Raw genomic sequence first — 25,862 nt, forward strand, 5'->3', positions numbered from 1 at the left:
TCCATTTATAATAGCTATGATCGTAGGCGGTTAACGGCAAGATTACCATAGGAAACAAAGGTAAGACGCCAAAGGATGCGAACATCCTTTGGCAAGTGAGGGAGTTAGTCGAGCTTAACGCCTAAACGGTGAGCAACCGCTTCGTACGCTTCAATCAGGCCACCCAGGCTCTGGCGAAAACGGTCTTTGTCCATTTTATCCAGCGTTTCTTTATCCCACAGGCGGCTACCGTCTGGTGAGAACTCATCGCCCAGCACCACTTCGCCTTTGAACAGACCAAACTCCAGCTTGAAGTCGACGAGGATCAGGCCCGCGTCATCAAACAGTTTTTTCAGCACGTCGTTGGCTTTGTAGGTCAGCTCTTTCATGCGCGCCAGGTTCTCTTTGTTCACCCAGCCGAAGGTTTCGCAGTAGGAATCATTGACCATCGGATCGTGCATGGCATCGTTTTTCAGGAACAGGTCGAACAGCGGTGGATTCAGTTCGATACCTTCTTCAATGCCGAGACGCTTCACCAGGGAGCCCGCCGCACGGTTACGAATAACGCACTCAACCGGAACCATATCCAGTTTTTTCACCAGACATTCCGTATCGGACAGCAACGCTTCCATCTGGGTCGGGATACCCGCTTCGGCCAGTTTGGTCATAATGAAGTGGTTGAACTTGTTGTTCACCATGCCTTTACGATCGAACTGCTCAATGCGTGCGCCATCCCCTGCTGACGTATCATTGCGGAACTCGAGCACCAACAGATCCGGGTTTTCCGTGCTGTATACGGTCTTCGCTTTGCCACGATACAACTCAGCTTGCTTCTGCATCTTCATTACTCCTGGTGTGATGATTTGTGTTCAAAACTGGGGATATTATGCCACGCACACGTTTGCGTGGCACTAAAATAAAAAGGGCTGGATTCACCAGCCCTCGTATTTATTTGCTGAATGCTGCCTGGAAGACAGCGACCAGCGCATCGTTCTGCGACTGGGTCAGCGTGTGACCTTTTGGATCGATAAACTGCAGACTGCTGCGGTTATCTAGGTCACCTACCTGAATCTTATAGTCACCGGAGGCAAGCTGTGGATCTTTCGCGCCCAGTTCCTGCCACGCGCTGTCGGAGAGCGGCTTATAGGTTGCCGTCATGCTGCCGGTTGAACGCGTGCTGTCGGTCACTTTCATGCCCACTTTTTCCAGCGTTGCTGGCAGACGTTGCCAGGTCTGGTTAAACGGTGCACGCACTACCAGCATTGGCAGGCCGGTATCATCCGCGCCGCTCTGAACATCAAAGGTCACACCGTTACGGCTCTGCGCAGCGTTGGCGGCATCGGTAGCGGTCTTATCCAGACCTGCGGCAATCACGTTCAACATTTCGGTACTGTAACGCTGCAGGGACGCGGCATCCGCAACCGGTTTACCCGCCTGCTCCAGGTTCAACAGCTTAACGTTGACCGCCTGCTGATAACCCTGTGGTTTAACGGAGACTTGATAGCGACCGCGGTACTGCTGGTCTTCATCCAGACGGTTCCATTCGATCCAGTCGGTGGTTAACGTCTGGCTGGCGTCATCGCGTTTATCGATGGTGTAGTTCTTCGACTGAATGACACTGACAACCTGCGGCCAAAGATTGCTACCGCGCGCGCTCTCAACCATCAGAGACGCCGTATCACCGGTGAACTGGGTACGCGCCCCGCTAACCAGCGCCAGAGGCTGTGCTGGCGGACGAATATCAAGCGCTTTACCGACCAGGCCGCTGCCGTTGGTCACGGGAATATTATAATCGCCGTTCTGAATCGGCAGGATCATACCAGCCGGTGCGTGAAGTTCAGCAAGCGGGGTCGCATCCAGATAGGATTCATCACCGCTCACCTGGCGCTTGTAGCGCGAGTCTGAACTACAGGCAGCGAGCAGCATAACAAGCGAAACACTCGCAACCTTCGCCAGGCGCGACTTCTGTACTGAATAAGCCATCAAATCTCCCTAAACTCTACAGCAAACCGGCATGCTTCAGCGCAGCCCTGACGATATCACGACCGTGGTCGGTGATCGGTGTCATTGGCAGACGCAGCGTATCGGTTGCTACAAGACCCAACTCCTTGCATGCCCATTTCACTGGGATCGGATTGGGTTCGACAAATAATTTATTGTGCAGCGGCATCAGACGCTGATTAATGACGCGCGCTTCATCAAAATGACCTGCTGCGGCCAGTTTGCACATTTCAGCCATGTCGCGCGCCGCAACGTTTGCCGTTACGGAGATCACGCCATGGCCACCGAGCTGCATAAAGTCCAGCGCGGTCGCATCATCACCACTCAACAGGATAAAGTCGTCTGAAACCAGCTCTTTGATCTGATGAACGCGACTTAAGTTCCCTGTCGCCTCTTTAATACCGATAATATTTTTTACTTCCGAGAGACGACCAACGGTTTCCGGCAGCATATCGCAACCGGTACGAGACGGCACATTATACAGAATTTGTGGCAAGTCAGTATGTTCAGCGATGGCTTTGAAGTGCTGGAACAAACCTTCCTGAGTAGGACGGTTGTAGTAAGGAGTCACCGTCAGACAGCCAACGATGCCGCTGTCGTTAAAACGTTTGGTCAGGCTGATAGCTTCTGCGGTTGCATTAGCCCCTGTGCCCGCGATGACCGGAATACGTCCGTCAGCCAGTTCCAGGGTCAGCATCACCACATCGCCGTGCTCGTCGTGGCTCAGCGTTGCGGATTCACCGGTAGTCCCTACCGAAACGATCGCCGAGGTTCCGTTGGCGACATGGTAATCAATGAGCTTCTTCATGCTTGACCGGCAGACATTACCTTTTTCATCCATCGGTGTAACAAGCGCGACAATACTTCCCGTGAACATGAGCCATCCTCTGTGCGAACAAGAGCCTCAATGTTACGTTTGGAACTGTAATAAAAGCAAGCGACCTGAGGCTCTCAGGCGGTTGTATGCATGTTTTTTTTATGCTTTCCTTAGGAAGACTTAACCATGCAAAGGAAGAACAGGTTTGACAACCTCATCACAACATTACCTGGTTATCACTGCGCTGGGTGCCGACAGGCCGGGTATCGTGAACACCATCACCCGTCACGTAAGCAGCTGCGGCTGTAATATCGAAGACAGCCGTCTAGCGATGCTTGGCGAAGAGTTCACATTTATTATGTTGCTTTCCGGGACATGGAACGCCATTACGTTGATTGAATCGACCCTGCCGCTGAAAGGGGCCGAACTGGATTTGCTGATTGTCATGAAGCGCACCACCGCGCGTCCGCGTCCGGCACTGCCTTCTACCGTCTGGGTACAGGTTGAAGTGCCTGATTCTCCGCATCTGATTGAGCGTTTCACGGCGCTTTTTGACAGTCATCAGATGAATATTGCCGAACTGGTTTCCCGTACGCAGACAAGCGATGACCATGGTCTTCCGGTGCTGTTTATTCAAATTACCGCGCACAGCCCTGCCTCACAGGATGCGTCAAATATCGAGCAAGCGTTCAAAGCCCTCTGTACAGAATTAAACGCGCAGGGCAGTATAAGCGTCGTCAATTATTCGCAGCACGAACAGGATGGAGTTGAGTAATGAACCCACTGAAAGCCGGTGACATCGCACCGAAATTTAGCTTACCGGATCAAGACGGCGAGCAAGTAAATTTGACCGACTTCCAGGGACAGCGTGTTCTGGTCTATTTCTACCCGAAAGCCATGACCCCCGGCTGCACCGTACAGGCCTGCGGCTTACGCGACAACATGGACGAGTTGAAAAAAGTCGGCGTGGAAGTGCTGGGTATCAGCACCGATAAACCAGAAAAGCTCTCACGATTTGCTGAAAAAGAGCTGTTGAACTTCACGCTGCTTTCCGATGAAGATCATCAGGTATGCGAGCAGTTCGGCGTCTGGGGCGAGAAGACGTTTATGGGTAAAACCTACGACGGCATCCACCGCATCAGCTTCCTGATTGACGCTGACGGTAAAGTTGAACACGTGTTTGACGACTTCAAAACCAGCAACCACCACGACGTGGTGTTGAACTGGCTGAAACAAAGCGCCTGATAAACAGCAAAACGGCAACCCAGGTTGCCGTTTTTCATGTTTTCTCCCTCTCCCTGTGGGAGAGGGTCGGGGTGAGGGCATCAGGCCGCCCCCCTCTACTTCTCTTCCACCGCCGGCACATCCGGCCACGCGTGGACCACGGCTTTAATCAGCGTTGCCAGCGGAATGGCGAAGAACACGCCCCAGAATCCCCACAGCCCGCCGAAAATCACCACGGATAAGATAATCACCAGAGGATGCAGGTTCACCGCTTCGGAGAACAGCACCGGCACCAGCAGGTTACCGTCCAGGCCCTGAATAATCAGGTACACCGCGAAACAGCTCCAGAACTCAGTCCCCAGCCCAAACTGGAACAGCGCGACCCCAACAACCGGAATGGTCACCACAAACGCGCCTATGTACGGGATCAGAACCGACAGCCCCACCAGCACCGCCAGCAGCAGCGAGTAGTTCAGGCCGAAAATCAGGAAGCCAATCCAGGTCGCTACCCCCACGACAATCATCTCCAGCACCTTGCCGCGAATGTAGTTGGTGATCTGCTGGTTCATCTCTTCCCAGACCTGCCCCGCCAGCCCGCGATTGCGCGGCAGAATACGGCGCACGGCGTTGAGCATTTGATCTTTATCTTTCACCAGGAAGAAGACCATCAGCGGCACGAGCACAAGGTAAACCGCCAGCGTCAGCAGTCCGACCAGGGACGCCAGAGAGTATTTCACCACCGAATCACCCATCGTCATGATGCGGGCGCGCATATTTTCGGCCATCGCGTCGATAATTCCGGCATCCATCAGGGCCGGATAACGGCGCGGCAGCGTGGCGGCAAAATCAGACAGCTTGTTCAGCATGCCGGGCATGTCGCGGATCAGGTTAATTCCCTGCTGCCAGGCGACCGGCATCACCACAAAAGCCATTAACAGCAGGATGCCGACAAACAGCACCAGCACGATGCTGGTCGCCCAGCGGCGGGAACAGCCGATATGTTCCAGACGCGCCGTGGGCCACTCCAGCAGGTACGCCAGCACAATCGCCACCAGCAGAGGGGCGAGCAGGCCGCTGAAGAAGAACAGAATACCGAACCCGGCAACCAGAATAACCAACAAAGCAATGGCTTCCGGGTCGCTGAACCGACGCCGGTACCACTGCATTAACATTTCGAGCATACAACCCTTCCCTGAATCGAATGGCGGGAGTGAGACGGTGAATTGTATCTAACTGTCACAAAAAAGACTTTCGCTTTTTGTATCCCGATCGCAATCCGCAAAACCCTGATGAATGGGATTTTCTTCATGCTACAACACGGCTACACTCGCAGGGCAGCAGAGATGAACGATATGCCGGTTCATCGGTCAAATTAGCACATCCAACATACAGGACAGTGGTTATGTTCAGGCAATTGAGAAAAACACTGGTTGCAACACTGATTGCCGCGGTGACGGTCGGTCAGGTGTTGCCCGCTTTTGCTGACTCGTCCGATTCATTGCCGGACATGGGCACCACAGCAGGAAGCACGCTCTCTATTGGGCAAGAGATGCAAATGGGGGATTACTATGTTCGCCAGCTGCGCGGCAGCGCCCCGCTGATCAACGACCCTTTGCTGGTGCAGTACATAAACGGGTTGGGGATGCGTCTGGTAGCGCACGCCGACTCGGTAAAGACCCCCTTCCATTTCTATTTAATCAATAATGACGAAATCAACGCCTTCGCCTTCTTTGGCGGTAACGTGGTGCTGCATTCGGCGTTATTCCGTTACTCTGACAACGAAAGCCAGCTGGCCTCGGTAATGGCGCACGAAATTTCGCACGTCACACAACGTCACCTGGCGCGTGCGATGGAAGACCAGAAACGTAACGCTCCCCTCACCTGGGTGGGTGCACTGGGATCGATTCTGCTGGCGATGGCCAGCCCGCAGGCCGGGATGGCAGCGCTGACCGGTACGCTGGCGGGAACACGTCAGGGGATGATCAGCTTTACCCAACAAAACGAGCAGGAAGCGGACCGCATCGGGATTCAGGTGCTGCAGCGCTCGGGCTTTGACCCGCAGGCCATGCCGAGCTTCCTGGAAAAACTGCTCGATCAGGCGCGTTACTCTTCCCGTCCGCCGGAAATCCTGCTGACGCACCCGCTGCCTGAAAGCCGACTATCGGACGCGCGTAACCGTGCAAACCAGATGCGTCCTGTGGTGGTCCAGTCTTCGCAGGATTTCTACATGGCGAAAGTGAGAACCCTGGGAATGTACAATTCCGGGCGTAACCAGCTCACCAGTGACCTGCTGGATACCCTGGCGAAAGGCAACGTGCGTGAGAAAAACGCCGCGCAGTATGGTCAGGCGCTTCAGGCGATGGAAGCCAGCAAATACGACGAGGCGCGTAAAGCGCTGCAGCCGCTTCTGGCTGCCGACCCGAACAACCCGTGGTATCTCGATCTGTCGACGGATATCGATCTGGGGCAGAAGAAAACCGCCGATGCGATTAACCGTCTGAAAGGGGCGAAAGACGTCCGTACCAACCCGGTGCTGCAGCTTAACCTGGCGAATGCTTACCTGCAGGGCGGCCAGCCGGGTGAAGCGGCGACTATCCTGAACCGCTACACCTTTAATAATAAAGACGATCAAAACGGCTGGGATCTGCTCGCTCAGGCGGAAGCCCAGCTCGGCAACCGCGATCAGGAGCTTGCGGCGCGTGCCGAAGGCTTTGCCCTGGTGGGCCGCCTCGATCAGGCGATTTCCGCGCTCAGCAGCGCCAGCTCGCAGGTCAAGCTTGGTAGCCTACAGCAGGCCCGTTACGACGCGCGTATCGATCAGCTTCGCGGCCTGCAGCAGCGCTTTAAGCCGTACGAGAAGATGTAATAAAGGAGAATTCACGTCATGACAGACGCCGTAAAAATTTATCACAACCCTCGCTGCTCCAAGAGCCGCGATACCCTGAGCCTGCTGAAGTCTAACGGCGTTGAGCCGGAAGTTGTGCTTTACCTTGATACACCACCTGACGCGCAAACCCTCCGCCAGCTGCTGCGCATGCTGGGAATGGGCAGTGCTAGAGAGCTGATGCGTCAGAAAGAAGATCTGTATAAGTCGCTTAACCTGGATGACAGCCGTCTCACCGAGTCTGAGCTGATCCAGGCGATGGTTGAAAATCCAAAGCTGATTGAGCGCCCGATTGTGGTGGCGAACGGCCAGGCGCGCATTGGACGTCCGCCGGAAGACGTGCTCCAGATCCTCTAATCGTTACGCCGCAGCGCTTCAAGAAAGCCCTGCGGCGTACTCTCTCCTAACTTTTTCTGCGCTTTTCCCCGGTTGTAAAATTCGCACAGCTGGATCAACAGCTCGCCTGCCGGCTCACTGTTCAGGCGTGGAATGATTTCACAGAGCGGCTGAGCAACCTGAATGGCACGGTACTGCTGCGGATGCACCGTAACGGTGGTATTACGCTCCTCTGGCTTCACCTCGAAACCAAAAGTCTCAATAGATTGAATATCAGCCGGACAGGCTTCCAGCGCGTCGTGCGCCCAGCGGGCCAGCAGCTGCGGAGAAGTGCCCGCGTACAGCCGGGCGTAGCACCAGCCGCTCACCGGTTCACGCGCCCAAAGTAGATGCTGTTCTCCGCCATCGTCCATATGCAGAGACAGGGGCTGATGATGTAACAGAAGTTTTTGCGGCACGATACCTGCCTTGAGCGCCTTTTTCCCCTGCAACGGAGCCCCTTTTTGTTGCGCAGAGGTCGGTTTGAGGTAGCGGTTCAATGTCGCCCGGGATACGGGGATCCCCAGCACGCCGTTTACAATCTGCAGCAGTTCATCAAGCGGCGCTCCCGAGACGTCACGCAGGACATTCACCAGTGCGATCTGCTCTTGTCTCAACGCTTTGTGTATCACTTTTGGCGTTGTGTGGTTGTCCGAAATCTGCTCGCGGTTGCGCCAGCGCCTGACGGTAGTGACCGAAATGCCCAGCTCAGCGGCAAGCTCTCTGTCGCTTTTATCTGACTGCTGAAGATAGCGACGGATGCGCGGCGTCGTGGTGGCATTAGCATGCAGTTTAATTTCCATCGCAAGTCCTCAGAACTAATCTTATGAGATTTATACTACAGCAGCGATTGCTTTGTGACCGATTTCACCTTTCGCTCGCCACGCTTCACTGATAATTCCCAGACATAACACAACCAACACCCCTCAATCTTGTACGGAGTTCACAATGAACAATGTTCTGGGATTTCTTGAAGCAAAACTGATGCCGCTGGCGGCCAAAACGGCCCAGCAGCGTCATCTCGGGGCCATTCGCGGCGCCTACGTATCCTTCATGCCGTTTATCATCGTCGGCTCCGTTCTGCTGGTGATCTCGTCATTCCCGAATCAAGCCTATCAGCAGTTTATGTCTCAGGCCTTTGGTGAGAGCTGGAGCGCCATTATTGAAATCCCGTTCAACGCGGTGTTCTCCACCATGTCGCTGTTCATCAGCTTCCTGGTTGCCTTCCGCCTGGCGGAACACTACGGTGAGGATCGCATCTCCTGCGGCATCCTGGCGCTGGTCGCCTTTCTCATCCTGACGCCCTTTATCAAAGTGGCGGAAAACGGCGGTATAACCGTCATTCCGGTGGAGTGGATTGGCAGCAAAGGGCTGTTCGTGGCGATGATTGGTTCTCTGCTGTGGACGGAACTGTTCTGCTGGCTCAAGCGCAAAAAACTGGTCATCAAAATGCCGGACGGCGTGCCGCCGGCGGTGCAGGAGTCGTTCGCGGCATTAATCCCGGCCCTGCTGGTGATGATTCTGGTGCTGGGTATCCGTATCGTGTTTGAAAACACCCACTACAACACTATCCACCAGTTTATTTACGAAGTAGTGGCCACGCCGGTTCGCCACTACGGTACCTCTTACTTTGGCGCGCTGATGACGGTCTTCAGCATCACCATTCTCTGGTCAGTGGGCATTAACTCCGGCTCGATGATTAACGGCATCATTCGCCCGCTGTGGATGGAGAACCAGACCGACAACATCGCGGCCATTCAGGCTGGCGCCACGCCGCCGCACATTATCACCGAACAGTTTTTTGACATGATCTGGATGGGCGGCGCGGGGGCCACGCTGTCGCTGGTCATTGCGATGCTGATTTTCGCCCGCAGCAAAAACATGCGGGAAGTGGCGCGCCTCGGCGCCGGGGCGTCAGTGTTTAACATCAACGAACCGATCCTGTTTGGCCTGCCGGTGATCATGAACCCAATCATGCTTATCCCGTTCAATCTGGTGCCGCTGGTGCTGGTTACCGTGCAGTATGCAGCGATGAAGATTGGCGCGGTTGCCGTCACCACCGGGGTGTTTATTCCCTGGACGCTGCCACCCGTTATCAGCGGTTTTATCGTTACCGGGCACCTGAGCGGCAGCGTGATGCAGCTTATCAACCTGCTAATTGGCGCCATGCTGTACCTACCTTTCATGCGTATCGTGGACAAACAGTACCGCGCGGCGGAAATGGTCACCGTTACGCAAACCGACACCACCCTTGCAAAACAGGAGTAAAGCATGTGGGGAATTATCGCGACCTGGAGAATGGCGCTTGAAGGCGTCACCGAGTCTGCATCTGCGCTGGCTGCGGGGAAACCGGTCTCGGCAGCGGTGGTGGATGCCGTCGCCGCCGTCGAAGATTTTCCGTTTTATAAATCCGTCGGCTACGGCGGGCTGCCCACCGAAAATGGCGAAGTGGAGCTGGACGCCGCCTACATGGACGGCGATACGCTGGCGTTTGGTGCCGTGGGCAACCTGGTGGATATCGCCAACCCGGTGCGGGTGGCGCATGCGTTAAGCCGCCAGCGCTACAACAGCCTGCTGGTGGGCCAGGGCGCGCGCGAATGGGCGCTGAGCCAGGGCTTTGCCGACAAAACCATGCTCACTGACCGCGCCTTGCAGCACTACCGCAAACGCTGCCGTGAAACGCTGGATAAGGGCTTAAGCCCTTACGACGGGCATGACACCGTCGGCATTATCGGCCTCGATAAGCAGGGCTCGATGAGCGTCGCCACGTCCACCAGCGGCCTGTTCATGAAAAAGCGCGGTCGACTCGGGGATTCGCCCATTATTGGTTCCGGATTTTACTGCGACAGTGAAACCGGCGCTGCCACCGCCACGGGCGTCGGTGAAGATCTGATGAAAGGCTGCACCAGCTACGAAATCGTCCGCCGCATGGCGCAGGGCATGACGCCCCAGCAGGCTGCCGATTCGGTAGTGTTCGAACTGGAAGACAAGCTGATGTCGCGCTTTGGGCGCGCGGGCGATCTCTCAGTGGTGTGCATGAACAACAAAGGCGAATTTGGTGCCGCCACCAACATCAAAACCTTCTCGTTTGTGGTGGCGACGGCTCGCCAGCCTCTCACCGTTTTTCGTACCGAACGCCTGCGGGAGAAAACGCATTATCACGCGGTAGACGATGAGTGGATGCAGGCCTATGCCGCGCGGATCCGCGCGCCGATTGAGGAGTCATGATGATTACGTATCAGTTTATCAACGCGCTTTCTGACGCGGCTCCGCAGAGCCATTTGATTGCATCCGCCACCTGTACGCATTTGCCCGAAACGGCGCTGGTCGCAGAAATGCGCGAGTCTGCCAGCATCGCTGACACCCGCTTTGGCTGCGCCCCGTTTGCCCGGATCACTCTGCTGCCCGATGCGCTCTGGCAGGATAGCCTGACCGAAGGATTACTGACGGCGCTGCGCCCGCTGCTGGCCTCGCCCGTCAGCCCCGAGCTGATACTGGACGTTACCGATATCGACGATGTGGTGCTGGCGCAGGTGCTGCGTTTTCTCTTTAATCAGGCGCACAGGCTAAGCGATCTGAAGCTGAAGAAAACGGATGAATCGACGGTGCGCCTTACGCACATTACTGCCCTTTGCCTGCCGGAACAGCAGGCAAAACTGGAGGGAATCTTCCGCCAGCAGCAGGCCATCGCCCACGGAATGGTCGCTGCGCGACGGCTGGCGGATATCCCTCCCGACCGCTGCACGCCGCAGTTTGTGGTGGAAGAGGCGCAAAAACTGTGTGCCGCCTTCCCTTTTCTGCGCTGCGAGGTGTTGGATGAAAAGCAAATCGTTGAGCAGAGTCTGGGGCTGCTGCACGCCGTTGGCAAAGGGGCGACCTGTCCGCCGCGCCTGCTGGCGATCCATTATGACGGCATCAACGACGGCCCGGTGCGCTGCTATGTGGGAAAAGGCATAACCTTTGATACAGGCGGCCTGTGGCTGAAGGAAGGCGCGGGCATGTATACCATGAAATACGACATGTGCGGTGCGGCTAACGTGCTGGGCCTGATGCTGACCGCCGCAGAGCTGGCGCTGCCCGTACGCATTATGGGCGTGCTGGCACTGGCGGAAAACGCCATTGGCCCGGACGCCATGCAGCCCGGAACGGTGGCGACGGCCTGCAACGGCACCACGGTTGAAATCAACAATACCGATGCCGAAGGCCGACTGGTGCTGGCAGACGCCATCGCCTGGGCCAGCCAGCGCCATCCGCAGGCGCGCTATATTATTGATATGGCGACCTTAACCGGTGCGGTCGTGAAGGCGCTGGGGTATGAATTGAGCGGATTAATGACGCAGGATGAACCGCTGCGCGCGGCGCTGACGCTGGCGGGCAAGCAGAGCGGCGATGAAGTGTGGTCCCTGCCGCTGGATGCGCGGCTGAAAAAACAGACCGACAGCGCGATCGCCGATCTGTGCAACACGCCGACCAATAATGCAGCAATCAGTGCTTCGGCAGCGTGGCTGCTGCACCACTTCTGCCCGCCAGCCATTCCGTGGGCGCATCTGGACATCAGCGGTACGGCGCTGTGGCGCGAAAACGGACGGAGCGTGGCATCGGGAAGACCGATTCCACTTCTGGTTGAGCATCTAATTGGGGATATTTAGCCGCCACCGGGCGAGAAAATTCAAAGCTTGAGAATATCTTTCACAAACGGAATGGTCAGCTTGCGCTGGGCGGTAATGGAGGCGCGATCGAGCTGATCGAGCGTGTCAAACAGCGTACGCATTTCGCGATCCAGCCGCTTGAGCAGAAAGCGGCCCACGTCTTCCGGCAGCTCAAATCCGCGCTGTTTTGCGCGCAGCTGTAACGCCTGAAGCTTATCTTCATCCGACAGCGGCTGGAGCTTGTAGATTTGCCCCCAGTCCAGACGAGACGCCAGATCCGGCAGCCCCAGATTCAGCTGTCGCGGTGGACGATCGCCGGTGATCAGCAGCCGGGTTTTGCCCGACTCCAGGATGCGGTTGTAGAGGTTGAAGATCGCCATTTCCCACGGCTCGTCCCCCGCCACGCACTCGATATTATCGATGCAGACCAGCGAGAGATGTTCCATTCCCTCCAGCACCTCAGGCACGAACCACGTACGTTTATCCAGCGGCACGTAGCCTACTGCATCACCGCGCGCTGAAAGCTCCGCGCAGGCGGCATGCAGCAGATGGCTGCGCCCCGCGCCTTCGCGTGACCAGATATAGATGTATCCGCTGTGATCCTGGCGCAGCACGTTTTGCAGTGCAGCCAGTAAAGAGGGGTTATCACCCGGCCAGAAACTCGCGAAAGTTTCATCGTCAGGGAGATAAAGTGGCAGAGAGAGCTGTGCCGGTCCGTTCAGAAATACCTCAACCAGAGATCCTACGTAAAATCGGAAAGGAGTTTAACACGGAACCTGCAAGGAGAGAACCGGGCGATCCCTCGCCCGACTTTTCGATCAATGTGACGCTTTTTCGCTTTCGTCCGCGTCCAGTACCACCTCTTCAGGGCGGATCACCGAGATCAGCTTGAAGATCAGGCTCAGGCCAACGCCGACGATGGTCGCGAGCGCCATGCCCTTCAGCTCGGCCGCACCGATGTGCACCTTCGCGCCGCTCACGCCGATAATCAGGATTACTGAGGTCAGGATCAGGTTCTGCGCCTTGCTGTAATCCACTTTGGATTCAATCAGCACGCGAATACCGGAGGCACCAATTACCCCGTACAGCAGCAGAGACACGCCGCCCATCACCGGCACCGGGATGATCTGAATCGCTGCCGCCAGCTTGCCGACGCAGGAGAGCAGAATGGCGATGATCGCCGCGCCGCCGATAACCCAGGTACTGTAGACGCGGGTAATCGCCATCACGCCGATGTTCTCACCGTAGGTGGTGTTTGGCGTTGAGCCAAAGAAACCGGAGATAATGGTGGAGAAACCGTTCGCAAACATGGAACGATGTAGACCCGGGTCACGGATCAAATCGCGCTTAACGATGTTCGCCGTCACCACCAGGTGGCCGACGTGCTCCGCAATCACCACCAGCGCCGCAGGCAGAATGGTGAAAATCGCAAACCATTCGAAGCGAGGGGTGTAGAAGGTTGGCAGCGCGAACCAGTGCGCCTCGGCAATCGGAGTGGTGTCCACCACGCCCATCGCGAAGGAGAGCGCGTAGCCCGCCAGCACGCCGATCAGGATCGGGATTATCGCCATAAACCCGCGGAACAGGACGGAGCCAAACACCGTTACGCCCAGCGTTACCAGCGAGATGATAATGGTTTTGGAATCCGGTGACTGGCCGTCAGCAGGCAGCAGACCGGCCATATTCGCCGCCACACCCGCCAGTTCAAGACCGATGACCGCAACGATGGCGCCCATCGCCGCAGGCGGGAACATCACGTCCAGCCAGCCGGTACCGGCTTTCTTCACAATGAAGGACACCACGCAGAACAGGACGCCACACATGATAAAGCCGCCCAGCGCGACTTCATAACCCAGCGGCAGCAGCAGCAAAACCGGCGAGATAAACGCGAAGCTTGACCCCAGATACGCCGGGATTTTGCCTTTACAGATAAAGAGGTACAACAACGTACCGATGCCGTTGAACAACAGCACGGTTGCCGGGTTAATGTGGAACAGGATTGGCACCAGCACGGTTGCGCCAAACATGGCGAACAGGTGCTGCAAACTAAGCGGGATAGTCTGTAAAAGCGGCGGTCTTTCACTCACCCCGATAGCACGGCGCGTCATAGTGTTTTCCTCTGAGTAGTATTGTTGTTGGTGTTTTATTCAAAAAAAAGCCGACTATCAAAGTCGGCTTATTTATCGTTATTCGATTATTTCGTACCAAAGATCTTATCGCCGGCATCGCCGAGCCCCGGGATGATGTACCCGTGCTCGTTCAGGCCCTGGTCGATAGAGGCGGTATACAGCTCAACGTCCGGGTGCGCTTTTTCCAGCGCCGCGATCCCTTCCGGTGCCGCAACCAGCACCAGCACCTTAATGCTGCTACAGCCCGCGTTTTTCAGCAGGTCGATGGTGGCGATCATCGAACCACCGGTCGCCAGCATCGGATCAACCACCAGCGCCATACGCTCGTCGATGTTAGACACCAGCTTCTGGAAGTAAGGAACCGGCTCAAGAGTTTCTTCGTTACGGTAGATACCCACCACGCTGATACGCGCGCTTGGCACGTGCTCCAGCACGCCTTCCATCATGCCGAGACCGGCACGCAGAATTGGCACCACGGTAATTTTCTTACCTTTGATCTGCTCAACCTGCACCGGGCCGTTCCAGCCTTCGATGGTGACTTTTTCTGTTTCCAGATCGGAGGTCGCTTCGTATGTCAGCAGGCTGCCGACTTCAGATGCCAGTTCGCGAAAACGCTTCGTGCTGATGTCATGCTCACGCATCAGGCCCAACTTGTGTTTAACGAGTGGGTGTTTCACTTCCACAATCTTCATTCTCTTTCTCCTCTGAGGCGGCGTCCGCAAAAAAATCGCGGGATTATACCGCTTTTTTCGGATTAGGCCATACCCATCTTGCTTGACGTATATCAAGCAAAGTGATTTAGAGACAAAAAAAACCGGAGGCGAGACTCCGGCTTGGGTGCGGGTTCTGCCCGGTGGCGCTGCGCTTACGCGGACCTACGTGTAGTGTAGGTCGGGTAAGCGTTAGCGCCACCCGGCAATTACAGGCTATCGCCGTTGCTCGCAATTACCTGCTTATACCAGTCGAACGATTTCTTCTTGCTGCGGTTCAGCGTGCCGTTGCCTTCATTGTCTTTGTCGACAAAGATAAAGCCGTAGCGTTTTTTCATTTCGCCCGTACCGGCAGAAACGAGGTCGATACAGCCCCACGGGGTGTAGCCCATCAGATCCACGCCATCTTCCTCCACCGCTTTTTTCATCTCGCGGATGTGGGCGGACAGGTAGTCAATGCGGTACTGGTCGTTCACCGTGCCGTCGCTCTCCTGCACGTCGATCGCGCCAAAGCCGTTTTCAACGATAAACAGCGGCAGCTGATAGTGATCCCAGAACCAGTTGAGGGAGTAGCGCAGCCCCACCGGGTCAATCTGCCAGCCCCAGTCCGATTTCTGCACGTACGGGTTAGTGACCAGGCTCTTGCTCTCGTCGTAATCCAGCTGCGGGTTATCCGACGTCGCCTTGGTGGCGAAGGACATATAGTAGCTGAAGCCGATGTAGTCCACGCAGCCCTGCGTCAGCGCGGCTTTATCTTCTTCGGTAATATCCAGCGTGAAGCCGCGACGCGCAAAGTAGTTGAGCAGATGCTGCGGGTACCTGCCGCGCACGTGCACGTCGGTGAACCAGTAGCGGCGGTGCATGGCATTCATCGCCATCATCATATCGTCCGGCGCGCAGGTGAGCGGGTAGATAGGACACATGGCAATCATGCAGCCAATCTGCAGCGACGGGTTAATCTCGCGCCCCGCCTTCACCGCCAGGGCGCTGGCCACCAGCTCATAGTGCGCCGCCTGGAACATCACCGGCTCACGGTCTTCACCCGGCGCGTACTTCAGCCCGGAGTTAGTGAACGGCGCAAAGTCTTCGTGGAAGTTGGCCTGGTTGTTGATCTCGTTGAAGGTCATCCAGTACTTCACTTTATGCTGATAGCGCTGGAATACCACTTTTGCAAAACGAACGAAGAAGTCGATCAGCTTACGGTTGCGCCAGCCGCCGTATTCCGTGACCAGATGGAAAGGCATCTCGAAGTGAGACAGGGTGATAACCGGTTCGATGCCGTACTTCAGGCATTCGTCGAACAGGTTGTCATAGAATTTCAGGCCAGCCTCGTTAGGCTCAAGCTCGTCGCCTTTCGGGAAGATCCGCGTCCAGGCAATAGAGGTGCGGAAGCATTTGAACCCCATCTCAGCAAAGAGTTTGATGTCTTCTTTATAGCGGTGGTAGAAATCAATGGCTTCATGGTTAGGGTAATTTTTCCCTTCCAGCACGCCGTTGGTGATTTCACGCGGCACGCCGTGCGCGCCCGCGGTCATGACGTCGGCCACGCTCACGCCTTTTCCGCCCTCTTTCCAGCCGCCTTCCAGCTGATGCGCCGCAACGGCCCCACCCCACAGAAAATCTGCTTTAAATCCTGACATTCGCTTTCCCTCATTCTGCGTTATTATCTGCAAAAACAATTACAGAAACCGGTTTCAGTTCGATGATGTGCAAAGGGAATAACCGTTGCAAGCAGTTCTCAGAAACCGGTTTCATTTTCGTGAACAGAGTCAAGTTTGGCTGCATTCACGGGGTGCACAGAAAAAAAGATCTCCACGTCCAGAATAGGCTCGCAAACGTTTGCCTGGACTGTTAGAATTGCGCCGATTTTTCTTACTAGCTATGCAATCGCGTGGGGATTTAAGCCGTGACCAACAAAACTTCTCTCAGCTACAAAGATGCCGGTGTTGATATTGACGCAGGTAATGCGCTGGTTGACCGAATCAAAGGTGTGGTGAAAAAAACCCGCCGCCCGGAAGTGATGGGTGGTCTGGGTGGATTCGGCGCACTGTGCGCGCTGCCGCAAAAATATCGTGAACCTGTTCTGGTCTCGGGTACTGACGGTGTAGGCACCAAGCTGCGCCTGGCGATGGATTTAAAACGTCACGACACGATCGGTATCGATCTGGTCGCGATGTGCGTGAATGACCTGGTGGTACAGGGCGCAGAGCCGCTGTTCTTCCTCGATTATTACGCGACCGGCAAACTGGACGTAGATACCGCGGCAAGCGTGATTAACGGTATCGCCGAAGGCTGTCTGCAGTCTGGCTGCGCGCTGGTCGGTGGTGAAACCGCAGAAATGCCGGGCATGTATCACGGCGAAGATTATGACGTCGCGGGCTTCTGCGTCGGCGTAGTAGAAAAATCAGAAATTATCGACGGCAGCAAAGTGGCCGATGGCGATGTGCTGATCGCGCTGGCCTCCAGCGGCCCGCACTCTAACGGCTACTCCCTGGTGCGTAAAATCCTCGAAGTGAGCGGATGTGATCCGCTGACCACCGAGCTTGACGGTAAACCGCTGGCTGACCATCTGCTGGCGCCGACCCGCATCTACGTGAAGAACGTGCTCGAGCTTATGGAGAACGTCGACGTTCACGCCATTGCCCACCTGACCGGCGGCGGCTTCTGGGAAAATATCCCGCGCGTTCTGCCGGACAACACCCAGGCGGTGATCGACGAATCCTCATGGCAGTGGCCAGCCGTGTTTAACTGGCTGCAGACCGCGGGCAACGTGAGCTCTCACGAAATGTACCGCACCTTTAACTGCGGCGTGGGCATGGTTATCGCCCTGCCGGCAAGCGAAGCGGATAAAGCAGTGAAGCTGCTGACGGAGAAAGGTGAAAACGCGTGGAAAATCGGTACGATTAAAGCCTCCGATTCCGAACAGCGTGTGGTCATTGAATGAAAAACATCGTGGTGCTCATTTCCGGCAACGGAAGCAATTTGCAGGCCATCATAGACGCCTGCAAGCAGAAGAAAATCAACGGCACCATTCGGGCAGTATTCAGCAACAAGGCCGACGCGTTCGGCCTTGAGCGCGCGCGGGAAGCCAACATTCCCGCGCACGCGCTGGAAGCCAGCCAGTTCGCCGGACGTGAAGCCTTTGACCGCGAGCTGGTGCATGAGATTGATGCCTACGCGCCGGACGTAGTCGTGCTGGCGGGCTATATGCGCATTCTGAGCCCGGCTTTTGTAGAACACTTCGCCGGACGTCTGCTGAATATTCACCCTTCTCTTCTGCCGAAATATCCCGGCCTGCATACCCATCGTCAGGTTCTGGAAAATGGCGATGAGGAGCACGGCACCTCCGTGCATTTCGTTACCGACGAGCTGGACGGCGGTCCGGTTATCCTGCAGGCGAAAGTCCCGGTCTTTGACGGCGATAGCGAAGAAGACGTGACCGAACGCGTGCAGACCCAGGAACACGCCATTTACCCGCTGGTGGTAAGCTGGTTTGTCGACGGACGTCTCGAGATGCGCGACGGCGCTGCCTGGCTGGACGGCGTTAAGTTACCTCCGCAGGGCCATGCGGCGGAAGAGTAGTTTATTATGTCGGGTGGCGCTTCTGCGCTTACCCGACCTGCCTGATGCATTACCCGAATGTCCCCTCCCCAACCCTCTAAATTCCCCAACAAAAAAAATAACTGTCATACTTTTCTGGCACTGTTGGACATATCGTGGAAATGCTCGCCATAATAAGGACGAGACGGATTTACCACGTCCTGTGATTGAACTGGAGTGTGAGCTGTAATGGGTCAGGAAAAGTTATATATCGAGAAAGAGCTAAGCTGGTTAGCATTCAACGAACGTGTACTCCAGGAAGCGGCAGACAAAAGTAACCCGCTGATCGAGCGCATGCGTTTTTTGGGTATTTATTCGAACAACCTGGATGAGTTCTACAAGGTTCGCTTTGCCGAGCTGAAAAGACGCATCATCATCAGCGAAGAACAAGGCTTAAACTCGCACTCGCGGCATCTGCTGGGCAAAATCCAGTCCCGCGTGCTGAAAGCCGATCAGGAATTTGACGGCCTGTATAACGAACTGCTGCTGGAGATGGCGCGCAATCAAATCTTCCTGATTAACGAACGCCAGCTTTCAGTTAACCAACAAAACTGGCTGCGCCACTACTTCAAACACTATCTGCGCCAGCACATTACCCCGATTCTGATCAACCGCGAAACCGATCTGGTGCAGTTTTTGAAAGATGACTACACCTACCTCGCGGTGGAAATTATTCGCGGTGAATCTATCCGTTACGCGCTGCTGGAGATCCCATCCGACAAGGTGCCGCGCTTTGTGAACCTGCCGCCGGAAACCCCGCGCAGACGCAAACCAATGATCCTGCTGGATAACATCCTGCGCTACTGTCTGGACGACATCTTCAAAGGCTTCTTCGATTACGATGCGTTAAACGCCTACTCGATGAAAATGACTCGTGACGCCGAATATGACCTGGTGCATGAGATGGAAGCCAGCCTGATGGAGCTGATGTCATCCAGCCTGAAACAGCGCCTGACGGCTGAACCGGTGCGCTTCGTCTATCAGCGCGATATGCCGGACGCCATGGTGGAGATGCTGCGTGAGAAACTGACCATTTCGCGCTATGACTCCATCGTTCCGGGCGGTCGTTACCACAACTTTAAAGATTTTATTGGCTTCCCGAACGTCGGCAAAGCCAATCTGGTAAACAAGCCGCTGCCGCGCCTGCGCCATCTCTGGTTCGATAAATTCCGCAACGGATTCGACGCCATCCGCGAACGCGATGTCCTGCTCTACTATCCGTACCACACCTTCGAGCACGTGCTGGAACTGCTGCGTCAGGCCTCGTTCGACCCGAGCGTGCTGGCGATCAAAATCAACATCTACCGCGTGGCAAAAGATTCCCGCATCATCGATGCGATGATCCACGCGGCGCACAACGCCAAAAAAGTCACCGTGGTGGTTGAGCTGCAGGCGCGCTTCGACGAAGAGGCGAACATTCACTGGGCGCGTCGTCTGACGGAAGCCGGTGTGCACGTTATTTTCTCCGCGCCGGGGCTGAAAATTCACGCCAAGCTGTTCCTCATCTCTCGTAAAGAGGGCGATGAGGTGGTGCGTTATGCCCACATCGGTACCGGGAACTTTAACGAGAAAACCGCGCGAATTTATACCGACTACTCGCTCTTAACTGCCGATGCCCGCATCACTAACGAAGTGCGCCGGGTCTTTAACTTTATCGAAAACCCGTACCGTCCGGTGAGCTTTGACTATCTGCTGGTCTCGCCGCAGAACTCGCGCCGTCTGCTGTACGATATGATCGATAAAGAGATCGCCAATGCCCAGAAAGGGCTGTCGTCCGGCATCACGCTGAAGCTTAACAACCTGGTCGATAAAGGGCTGGTGGACAGGCTGTATGCGGCGTCCAGCTCCGGCGTACCGGTTAATCTTCTGATCCGCGGCATGTGCTCGCTGATCCCGGAACTGGAAGGCATCAGCGACAATATTCGCGTGATCAGCATTGTTGACCGCTACCTGGAGCACGATCGGGTCTATATTTTCGATAATGCGGGTGATAAGCAGGTCTATCTTTCTTCGGCAGACTGGATGACGCGCAATATTGACTACCGAATTGAAGTCGCGGCACCGCTGCTGGATCCGCGCCTGAAGCAGCAGATCCTCGACATCATCGAGATTCTGTTCAGCGATACCGTGAAAGCACGCTATATCGACAAAGAACTCAGTAACCGCTATGTACCGCGCGGCAACCGCCGTAAAGTGCGGTCGCAACTGGCGATTTACGACTATATCAAATCACTCGAGCAACCCGATTAACCTATGCCGATAAATGATAAGACCCCACGCCCGCAGGAATTCGCCGCGGTCGATCTTGGCTCTAACAGTTTCCACATGGTCATCGCCCGTGAGGTGGATGGCGCGCTGCAGATCATCGGTCGTCTGAAGCAGCGCGTACACCTGGCGGATGGTCTTGATGAACGCAGCATGCTCAGCGAAGAGGCGATGGAGCGCGGGTTAAACTGCCTGTCGCTGTTTGCTGAGCGCCTGCAGGGCTTCTCGCCCTCCAGCGTGTGCATCGTGGGCACCCACACCCTGCGCCAGGCCCTGAATGCCCCTGAGTTTCTCAAGCGGGCCGAAAAGGTGATCCCCTACCCGATTGAGATCATCTCCGGCAACGAGGAAGCGCGTCTGATCTTCATGGGCGTCGAGCACACCCAGCCGGAAAAAGGGCGCAAGCTGGTTATCGACATCGGCGGCGGTTCTACGGAGCTTGTGATCGGCGAAGACTTTGAGCCGCGCCTGGTGGAAAGCCGCCGTATGGGCTGCGTCAGCTTCGCACAGATGTATTTCCCGGGCGGTAGCATCACCCGCGAGAACTTCCAGCGTGCGCGGATGGCGGCCGTCCAGAAGCTGGAAAACCTGGCCTGGCAGTACCGTATCCAGGGCTGGAACGTGGCGCTGGGCGCGTCGGGTACCATCAAAGCGGCGCATGAAGTGCTGCTGGCGATGGGTGAAAAAGACGGGTTTATCACGCCCGAACGCCTGACATTGCTGACCGAAGAAGTGCTGAAGCATAAAAGTTTTGACGCCTTAAGCCTGCCGGGTCTTTCCGACGAGCGTAAGGTGGTTTTCGTACCGGGGCTGGCCATCCTCTGCGGCGTGTTTGATGCCCTCGCCATTAAAGAGCTGCGCCTTTCCGACGGCGCGCTGCGCGAAGGCGTGCTGTATGAGATGGAAGGCCGCTTCCGCCATCAGGATATTCGCAGCCGCACCGCACAAAGCCTGGCTAACCAGTACAACATCGACCGCGAGCAGGCGAAGCGCGTGCTGGACACCACGGTGCAGATGTACGAGCAGTGGGAAGAGCAGAATCCGAAGCTCGCGCACCCGCAGCTTGCCGCGCTGTTAAAATGGGCCGCAATGCTCCACGAGGTGGGGCTCAACATCAACCACAGCGGGATGCATCGCCATTCGGCCTACATTCTGCAAAATAGCGATCTGCCTGGCTTCAACCAGGAGCAGCAAACCATGATGGCGACCCTGGTGCGTTATCACCGCAAAGCCATCAAGCTCGACGACCTGCCGCGCTTCACGCTGTTCAAGAAAAAACAGTTCCTGCCGCTTATACAGCTGCTGCGTCTGGGCGTACTGCTCAATAACCAGCGCCAGGCCACCACCACGCCGCCCACGCTGAAGCTTAAAACCGACGACCATCACTGGACGCTGAGCTTCCCGCACGACTGGTTCAGCCAGAACGCGCTGGTCCTGCTGGACCTGGAAAAAGAGCAGCAGTACTGGGAAGCCGTCACCGGCTGGCTGCTCAAAATCGAAGAAGAGAGCGCCGACGTCGCCGCGTAACGGTTCAGGCGTCCGCGCAGGACGCCTCAGCTTCCAGCAGCGACTCAAGCGGCGCCGGTCTGCCAATCAGATAGCCCTGCACATAATCGATGCCTAGCGCGTGAACCGCGCTACGTATCTCTTCGGTCTCGACGTACTCCGCCACCACCAGCATCTTCTTCATGCGCGCCAGATGGCAGATAGACGCCACAATCTGATAATCCAGGCTGTTGTTGACGATATTGCGGATAAAGCTGCCGTCGATCTTGAGAATATCCGCATCCACGCTTTTCAGCCGCGCATAGCTCGCATAGCCGGTGCCAAAATCATCAATCGCAATACGTACCCCCATTTTCTGCAGCTGCCGGAGGATGTGTAGAGCCTGCTCCGCATTGCAAAAGGTGCTGCACTCCGTCACTTCAAAAATCAGCTGCCACGGCTCAATGGTGTATTTCGCCAGCAGGCGACTGACCTCAAGCGGAAACTGCACCCGACATACGGTTGAGGGGGCCAGATTAATGGCGAAACGCTGGCCGGGCAGCCTTTCGCGATGCGCGGCCAGGAAGCGCAGAGTATACTCCAGCACCCACAAATCCACCCGCGAGGAGAGGCCAAACTCCTGCGCGACGGGCAGGAACCGATCGGGAGAGATCAATAGCCCGTTGGCATCCGGCATCCGGAGCAGGACTTCGTGATAGCAATCGCCACGCAGGCCGCGAACGGGTTGAACCAGCAAGGTGAATTCGTCGTTATCAAGCGCCTTTTGCAGGCGGCTCATCATCGCAACTTTATCCTTCAGGTTACGCTGCAAATGGACGGCCCCACGCTGCTGAAGATTTTCCGGATGGTTGGAGGCGAGCGACAGGTCGGCAACCACGCCCAGTTCACCCAGCACCAGATAAAGATGGTTAACCGGGGACCGGACATAGCAATAGCTCACTCCCACCTGCGGCTGAAGCGGCATGCCGTCCCAGACAAAGCGGAACTGTTTGATATGCTCGTCCAGGGTTTCAATCCGCTGCTGGTGCGATTCCGCATTGAGCCGCACCGCCATGTCATACCCGGTGAGGTGATACACCTGCTCGTTGGGCTGGAGGGTACCGTTTACCCACTGCGCCAACTGCTGTTTGTACAAAATACGCAGCAGCACGCCGTAATTTCGACCCAGAATTTCCAGCTCCGGAATACGCAGCAGGCAGAGCGCCGACCACGGGTTTTTCGCCAGATCGCGCGACAGCGCCCGCAGATTAGGCATATGGACGACCGGATCGAGCAGCGCCAGCCTGCGCGAGCGTTTGTTCACCGCGCGCTGCCGGGTTGCCAGCATCGACATAAAAACCACCACGAACGAGAAGACCAGGTAACTGGAAGAGGTGATCGCCAGCTGAATGTCATACCCCGGGTTCACCGGGATATAGCGGTAAAAATAGTGAATAGATACCAGCAGTATCGGCGTCCAGATAAGCGAAATCAGCTTATAGCCAAAACGCATCGCGCCCCAGAGCATCACCGGCATGAGCAGCGACAGGGTGTAGTTCGTGGTGAAAATGGAGCTGTTTTCATTCATCGGGAGCAGCAGCAGCGTAAGCAGCCCGCCTAGCGCAATCGCCCACATCAGAAACTCAATGACCGTCACCTTTTTATCTATCTGGGAACGGATCTGCGAGAAAAGGCTTTTGAGATAGCGCGGATGGCGAATCAGGCGGATCAGCAGATAGCTCAGCGGCACGCCCGTCAGCCCGCTGACCAGCAGCGTCTGATAGTTGATGAGCGTGCGAATATTAAGAGGGTTTAATCCCGCAAGGCTCTGCCGGCTCTCATACACGCCTAAATACACCGCAAACTGAAACAGCACCAGAAATAGCGTCGCGGGGCAGAAGACCTGCCAGAAGATGCGCTGCGCCATCAGCCGGATGTCGCCGTATGCGGTCATATTCCGTCTGGGCGCAAACACCCGGTAGCCGCCCCAGCTCAGCACTAAAGGGACGACAAAATGGAGCATACCAGCGACCGTTTCGAACATGCCGACCGAGGGGTAATAGCGGATAAACAGCGACAATACGATCCCGGGCAGCGCTTCCAGCCCAAAGAACATCATCAGCGAAAGCAAAAATGAGAGGGGTAAATAATAGAGTGCCGCAATACCGTCTCCCAGCTGCGTGAAGGTATTCGCGATGCTCAGCACGGGAAGTAAAACCACAGGCAAAATAAGCGGCAATGCCCACCAGCGGTTTTCATTTTTTTTCAGGAAAGCGAGAATGTTCATAGATGCCCGGTTAAACCCCTTTCGCTCCAGAGGGAAAATAAAGACAGGCATCCAACCTGACGTACGCGCCGCCCGGCGGCGTGCGGGGCGAACTGTGTGGAGGAAGGATTTTAAATATAAGGGCCGGGAATCCGTTGACTTAAATCAAACTACTTTACGCAAATTACTCTTTGTGGTGTTTTTTTTGAAATAATTTTCTTCATATTATCAATATGGTAAATGCATTAATTAAATTCAATAACATTAATTAATGTATACATTGACGGTTATTTACACACTGCAGAATTGACCCCTTCTTCCCGCTGTGCCTTAATATCCTTATCGCCCAAAAGGGCTTACCCAGGATAAACAGAGTGAGTCAGGTCACGCGTATGCGCAAACGACATCGATTTAACACCCGAATGACCCGCATCATACTGCTCATCAGCTTTCTGTTTTTCTTTGGCCGCTTCGTTTACTCCTCGATTGGCGCCTGGTACCACCATCAGGACAAAACCCAGTCGCAGCAATCCAGCCTCACCGTCGACACCGCTGACCGCTAAACCGCCGAAGGATGCTGCACGAGCCGAATAATGGCCGCTATCCCTTTGCTGAGGATTTTATCCTGTCGCATCACCACCGCCAGCTGCCGCTGCAGCATGGGCGTAAGCGACATCACGCATAGCCCTTCGCGATCGCCATCCTGTTCTACCGCCATTCGAGGCACGATGCTGTAGCCCAGTCCCGCGCGAACCATGCGTTTGATCGCCTCGATGCTGCCAAGCTGCATCACCGGTGCGATCGTTAATCCATTAGCCGCAAACCAGCCATCGATCAGCGTCCGGGTTCCGCTACCTGATTCAAAGGCAATCAGCGGCTGAGCGTGCAGCGCATCCGGGGTAAAGTCTCTGAAAACATCCTTCAGCTCCGGCGAGGCGATAAAAACAAACTCTTCGTCCATCACCGGCATGACGTCCAACGCCTTGCCACTCACCGGCAGCGTGACCAGCCCCATATCGAGACGGTTCTCTTCGATGGCCCTGACGATATCGCGGGTGTTGCCCGTCGTCACCCCCACGTTCAGGAGCGGATAGTCGCGTCGTAGCTGCTCCAGCAGAGGTGGCAGAAAATGAATGCAGGCCGTTGCCCCCGTGCCAAGCGTAATAGTGCCGCTCACATCGTGGCTGAATGCGCTCACCGACCGAATGGCGTCATCCACCACCTGCTGAATACGCTCCCCATGCGCCAGCAATGCCTCTCCGGCTGCCGTCGCCTTTATCCCTCGCCCGGTACGCTCCACCAGCCGCGTTTGCAGAAACTGCTCCAGCTGGCGTATTTGCAGGCTGACGGCGGGCTGGGAGATACCCAGCACATCCGCTGCCGCTGAAAAGCTGCCGCGCTGGATCACCAGACGGAAGGTGGCGAGATAGCCCAGATTAAGCGTCGTCATTCAAAGTTTCTCTTATACCGCGCATAAG

Annotated in this window: 23 protein-coding genes; 12 read left to right on the plus strand and 11 right to left on the minus strand. The window is 55.9% G+C overall.

The genetic code is table 11. The features are described 5' to 3' along the window. Positions 1 to 104: 104 nt before the first annotated feature. From purC to dapA, 3 genes are all read right to left on the minus strand, one after another. The gene (gene purC, locus AB3N39_RS15245; RefSeq protein ID WP_008501631.1) at positions 105 to 818 is read right to left on the minus strand and encodes a phosphoribosylaminoimidazolesuccinocarboxamide synthase; all 714 of its coding nucleotides are present in this window, start codon (positions 816 to 818) and stop codon (positions 105 to 107) included. Between the two features lie 109 nt (positions 819 to 927). Continuing rightward, complete coding sequence (gene bamC, locus AB3N39_RS15250) at positions 928 to 1,962, minus strand: outer membrane protein assembly factor BamC (RefSeq protein WP_111965182.1); 1,035 nt, start codon at positions 1,960 to 1,962, stop codon at positions 928 to 930. A gap of 16 nt (positions 1,963 to 1,978) precedes the next feature. Beyond that, positions 1,979 to 2,857, minus strand: coding sequence for a 4-hydroxy-tetrahydrodipicolinate synthase (gene dapA, locus AB3N39_RS15255; protein WP_008501633.1), 879 nt, complete (start codon positions 2,855 to 2,857; stop codon positions 1,979 to 1,981). A gap of 145 nt (positions 2,858 to 3,002) precedes the next feature. Between dapA and AB3N39_RS15260 the strand changes: the two genes are divergently transcribed. After that, positions 3,003 to 3,572, plus strand: coding sequence for a glycine cleavage system transcriptional repressor (locus AB3N39_RS15260; RefSeq protein WP_023308758.1), 570 nt, complete (start codon positions 3,003 to 3,005; stop codon positions 3,570 to 3,572). Further along, positions 3,572 to 4,042: a thioredoxin-dependent thiol peroxidase gene (gene bcp / locus AB3N39_RS15265; protein WP_014171119.1), complete on the plus strand. Its 471-nt coding sequence runs from the start codon at positions 3,572 to 3,574 to the stop codon at positions 4,040 to 4,042. Before AB3N39_RS15260 ends, bcp begins: the two co-directional genes overlap by 1 nt. Positions 4,043 to 4,137: 95 nt before the next feature. Here the strand turns inward: bcp and AB3N39_RS15270 are convergent, their stop codons facing one another. Then, entirely contained in the window at positions 4,138 to 5,202 is a 1,065-nt protein-coding gene (locus AB3N39_RS15270; RefSeq protein ID WP_033146172.1) for an AI-2E family transporter, read from the minus strand. 221 nt (positions 5,203 to 5,423) lie between these two features. Between AB3N39_RS15270 and bepA the strand changes: the two genes are divergently transcribed. Next, complete coding sequence (bepA, locus tag AB3N39_RS15275) at positions 5,424 to 6,887, plus strand: beta-barrel assembly-enhancing protease (protein WP_111965181.1); 1,464 nt, start codon at positions 5,424 to 5,426, stop codon at positions 6,885 to 6,887. An 18-nt stretch (positions 6,888 to 6,905) separates the two neighbouring features. Then, complete coding sequence (arsC, locus tag AB3N39_RS15280; RefSeq protein ID WP_136195544.1) at positions 6,906 to 7,262, plus strand: arsenate reductase (glutaredoxin); 357 nt, start codon at positions 6,906 to 6,908, stop codon at positions 7,260 to 7,262. Here the strand turns inward: arsC and AB3N39_RS15285 are convergent. Next, the gene (locus AB3N39_RS15285; protein ID WP_367896851.1) at positions 7,259 to 8,083 is read right to left on the minus strand and encodes an XRE family transcriptional regulator; all 825 of its coding nucleotides are present in this window, start codon (positions 8,081 to 8,083) and stop codon (positions 7,259 to 7,261) included. The two genes, arsC and AB3N39_RS15285, sit on opposite strands and share 4 nt — an antisense overlap. A gap of 145 nt (positions 8,084 to 8,228) precedes the next feature. Between AB3N39_RS15285 and celB the strand changes: the two genes are divergently transcribed. Genes celB through AB3N39_RS15300 form a run of 3 tightly spaced genes read left to right on the plus strand, consistent with a single transcriptional unit; the run spans position 8,229 to position 11,929 of the window. Further along, positions 8,229 to 9,548 (plus strand): PTS cellobiose transporter subunit IIC, encoded by a 1,320-nt coding sequence (gene celB, locus AB3N39_RS15290; RefSeq protein WP_115875973.1) that lies wholly within the window; start codon positions 8,229 to 8,231, stop codon positions 9,546 to 9,548. A gap of 3 nt (positions 9,549 to 9,551) precedes the next feature. After that, positions 9,552 to 10,508, plus strand: a complete 957-nt coding sequence (locus AB3N39_RS15295) for a N(4)-(beta-N-acetylglucosaminyl)-L-asparaginase (RefSeq protein ID WP_248174853.1) — start codon at positions 9,552 to 9,554, stop codon at positions 10,506 to 10,508. Further along, positions 10,508 to 11,929, plus strand: coding sequence for a M17 family metallopeptidase (locus AB3N39_RS15300; protein WP_367897312.1), 1,422 nt, complete (start codon positions 10,508 to 10,510; stop codon positions 11,927 to 11,929). Before AB3N39_RS15295 ends, AB3N39_RS15300 begins: the two co-directional genes overlap by 1 nt. 20 nt (positions 11,930 to 11,949) lie before the next feature. Here the strand turns inward: AB3N39_RS15300 and AB3N39_RS15305 are convergent, their stop codons facing one another. From AB3N39_RS15305 to AB3N39_RS15320, 4 genes are all read right to left on the minus strand, one after another. Then, a complete protein-coding gene (locus tag AB3N39_RS15305; RefSeq protein WP_211438414.1) occupies positions 11,950 to 12,651 on the minus strand; it encodes a DnaA inactivator Hda in 702 nt (233 codons plus the stop codon). A 96-nt stretch (positions 12,652 to 12,747) separates the two neighbouring features. Beyond that, positions 12,748 to 14,037 (minus strand): uracil permease, encoded by a 1,290-nt coding sequence (gene uraA / locus AB3N39_RS15310; protein WP_045399708.1) that lies wholly within the window; start codon positions 14,035 to 14,037, stop codon positions 12,748 to 12,750. A gap of 86 nt (positions 14,038 to 14,123) precedes the next feature. Continuing rightward, the gene (gene upp, locus AB3N39_RS15315) at positions 14,124 to 14,750 is read right to left on the minus strand and encodes a uracil phosphoribosyltransferase (protein WP_111965178.1); all 627 of its coding nucleotides are present in this window, start codon (positions 14,748 to 14,750) and stop codon (positions 14,124 to 14,126) included. Between the two features lie 227 nt (positions 14,751 to 14,977). Continuing rightward, the gene (locus tag AB3N39_RS15320; protein ID WP_111965177.1) at positions 14,978 to 16,408 is read right to left on the minus strand and encodes a 6-phospho-beta-glucosidase; all 1,431 of its coding nucleotides are present in this window, start codon (positions 16,406 to 16,408) and stop codon (positions 14,978 to 14,980) included. A gap of 266 nt (positions 16,409 to 16,674) precedes the next feature. Between AB3N39_RS15320 and purM the strand changes: the two genes are divergently transcribed. The 4 genes from purM (at position 16,675) to ppx (ending at position 22,160) form a co-directional block, all read left to right on the plus strand. Then, positions 16,675 to 17,712, plus strand: coding sequence for a phosphoribosylformylglycinamidine cyclo-ligase (gene purM, locus AB3N39_RS15325; RefSeq protein WP_367896852.1), 1,038 nt, complete (start codon positions 16,675 to 16,677; stop codon positions 17,710 to 17,712). Then, positions 17,709 to 18,350, plus strand: a complete 642-nt coding sequence (gene purN / locus AB3N39_RS15330; RefSeq protein ID WP_032646794.1) for a phosphoribosylglycinamide formyltransferase — start codon at positions 17,709 to 17,711, stop codon at positions 18,348 to 18,350. The genes purM and purN overlap by 4 nt, the downstream gene beginning before the upstream one ends. 207 nt (positions 18,351 to 18,557) lie before the next feature. After that, positions 18,558 to 20,618, plus strand: a complete 2,061-nt coding sequence (gene ppk1, locus AB3N39_RS15335) for a polyphosphate kinase 1 (protein ID WP_111965176.1) — start codon at positions 18,558 to 18,560, stop codon at positions 20,616 to 20,618. 3 nt (positions 20,619 to 20,621) lie between these two features. Next, positions 20,622 to 22,160: an exopolyphosphatase gene (gene ppx / locus AB3N39_RS15340; protein ID WP_045399702.1), complete on the plus strand. Its 1,539-nt coding sequence runs from the start codon at positions 20,622 to 20,624 to the stop codon at positions 22,158 to 22,160. 4 nt (positions 22,161 to 22,164) lie between these two features. Here the strand turns inward: ppx and AB3N39_RS15345 are convergent, their stop codons facing one another. Then, positions 22,165 to 24,405 carry an EAL domain-containing protein gene (locus tag AB3N39_RS15345; RefSeq protein ID WP_325813809.1) on the minus strand — a complete coding sequence of 747 codons (2,241 nt, stop codon included), beginning with the start codon at positions 24,403 to 24,405 and terminating at the stop codon, positions 22,165 to 22,167. Between the two features lie 371 nt (positions 24,406 to 24,776). Here AB3N39_RS15345 and AB3N39_RS15350 point away from each other — a divergent pair, with 371 nt between their 5' ends. Next, on the plus strand, positions 24,777 to 24,947 hold the full coding sequence (locus AB3N39_RS15350) for a YfgG family protein (protein ID WP_008501648.1): 171 nt from the start codon (positions 24,777 to 24,779) through the stop codon (positions 24,945 to 24,947). Here AB3N39_RS15350 and AB3N39_RS15355 read toward each other — a convergent pair. Further along, positions 24,944 to 25,834, minus strand: coding sequence for a LysR family transcriptional regulator (locus tag AB3N39_RS15355; protein WP_115875979.1), 891 nt, complete (start codon positions 25,832 to 25,834; stop codon positions 24,944 to 24,946). The two genes, AB3N39_RS15350 and AB3N39_RS15355, sit on opposite strands and share 4 nt — an antisense overlap. Between the last annotated feature and the right edge of the window lie 28 nt (positions 25,835 to 25,862).

This window comes from Enterobacter vonholyi (assembly GCF_040834095.1).
In the GTDB taxonomy this organism is placed as follows: domain Bacteria; phylum Pseudomonadota; class Gammaproteobacteria; order Enterobacterales; family Enterobacteriaceae; genus Enterobacter; species Enterobacter vonholyi.

Bases quoted from the DNA above. Each gene is read 5' to 3' on its own strand.
- purN (WP_032646794.1), top strand. From the start codon at position 17,709: ATGAAAAACATCGTGGTGCTCATTTCCGGCAACGGAAGCAATTTGCAG.
- celB (WP_115875973.1), top strand. From the start codon at position 8,229: ATGAACAATGTTCTGGGATTTCTTGAAGCAAAACTGATGCCGCTGGCG.
- AB3N39_RS15350 (WP_008501648.1), top strand. From the start codon at position 24,777: ATGCGCAAACGACATCGATTTAACACCCGAATGACCCGCATCATACTG.
- AB3N39_RS15355 (WP_115875979.1), bottom strand. From the start codon at position 25,834: ATGACGACGCTTAATCTGGGCTATCTCGCCACCTTCCGTCTGGTGATC.
- upp (WP_111965178.1), bottom strand. From the start codon at position 14,750: ATGAAGATTGTGGAAGTGAAACACCCACTCGTTAAACACAAGTTGGGC.
- uraA (WP_045399708.1), bottom strand. From the start codon at position 14,037: ATGACGCGCCGTGCTATCGGGGTGAGTGAAAGACCGCCGCTTTTACAG.
- AB3N39_RS15320 (WP_111965177.1), bottom strand. From the start codon at position 16,408: ATGTCAGGATTTAAAGCAGATTTTCTGTGGGGTGGGGCCGTTGCGGCG.
- ppk1 (WP_111965176.1), top strand. From the start codon at position 18,558: ATGGGTCAGGAAAAGTTATATATCGAGAAAGAGCTAAGCTGGTTAGCA.
- ppx (WP_045399702.1), top strand. From the start codon at position 20,622: ATGCCGATAAATGATAAGACCCCACGCCCGCAGGAATTCGCCGCGGTC.
- AB3N39_RS15300 (WP_367897312.1), top strand. From the start codon at position 10,508: ATGATTACGTATCAGTTTATCAACGCGCTTTCTGACGCGGCTCCGCAG.
- AB3N39_RS15270 (WP_033146172.1), bottom strand. From the start codon at position 5,202: ATGCTCGAAATGTTAATGCAGTGGTACCGGCGTCGGTTCAGCGACCCG.
- AB3N39_RS15285 (WP_367896851.1), bottom strand. From the start codon at position 8,083: ATGGAAATTAAACTGCATGCTAATGCCACCACGACGCCGCGCATCCGT.
- bamC (WP_111965182.1), bottom strand. From the start codon at position 1,962: ATGGCTTATTCAGTACAGAAGTCGCGCCTGGCGAAGGTTGCGAGTGTT.
- bepA (WP_111965181.1), top strand. From the start codon at position 5,424: ATGTTCAGGCAATTGAGAAAAACACTGGTTGCAACACTGATTGCCGCG.
- dapA (WP_008501633.1), bottom strand. From the start codon at position 2,857: ATGTTCACGGGAAGTATTGTCGCGCTTGTTACACCGATGGATGAAAAA.
- purC (WP_008501631.1), bottom strand. From the start codon at position 818: ATGCAGAAGCAAGCTGAGTTGTATCGTGGCAAAGCGAAGACCGTATAC.
- arsC (WP_136195544.1), top strand. From the start codon at position 6,906: ATGACAGACGCCGTAAAAATTTATCACAACCCTCGCTGCTCCAAGAGC.
- bcp (WP_014171119.1), top strand. From the start codon at position 3,572: ATGAACCCACTGAAAGCCGGTGACATCGCACCGAAATTTAGCTTACCG.
- AB3N39_RS15295 (WP_248174853.1), top strand. From the start codon at position 9,552: ATGTGGGGAATTATCGCGACCTGGAGAATGGCGCTTGAAGGCGTCACC.
- AB3N39_RS15345 (WP_325813809.1), bottom strand. From the start codon at position 24,405: ATGAACATTCTCGCTTTCCTGAAAAAAAATGAAAACCGCTGGTGGGCA.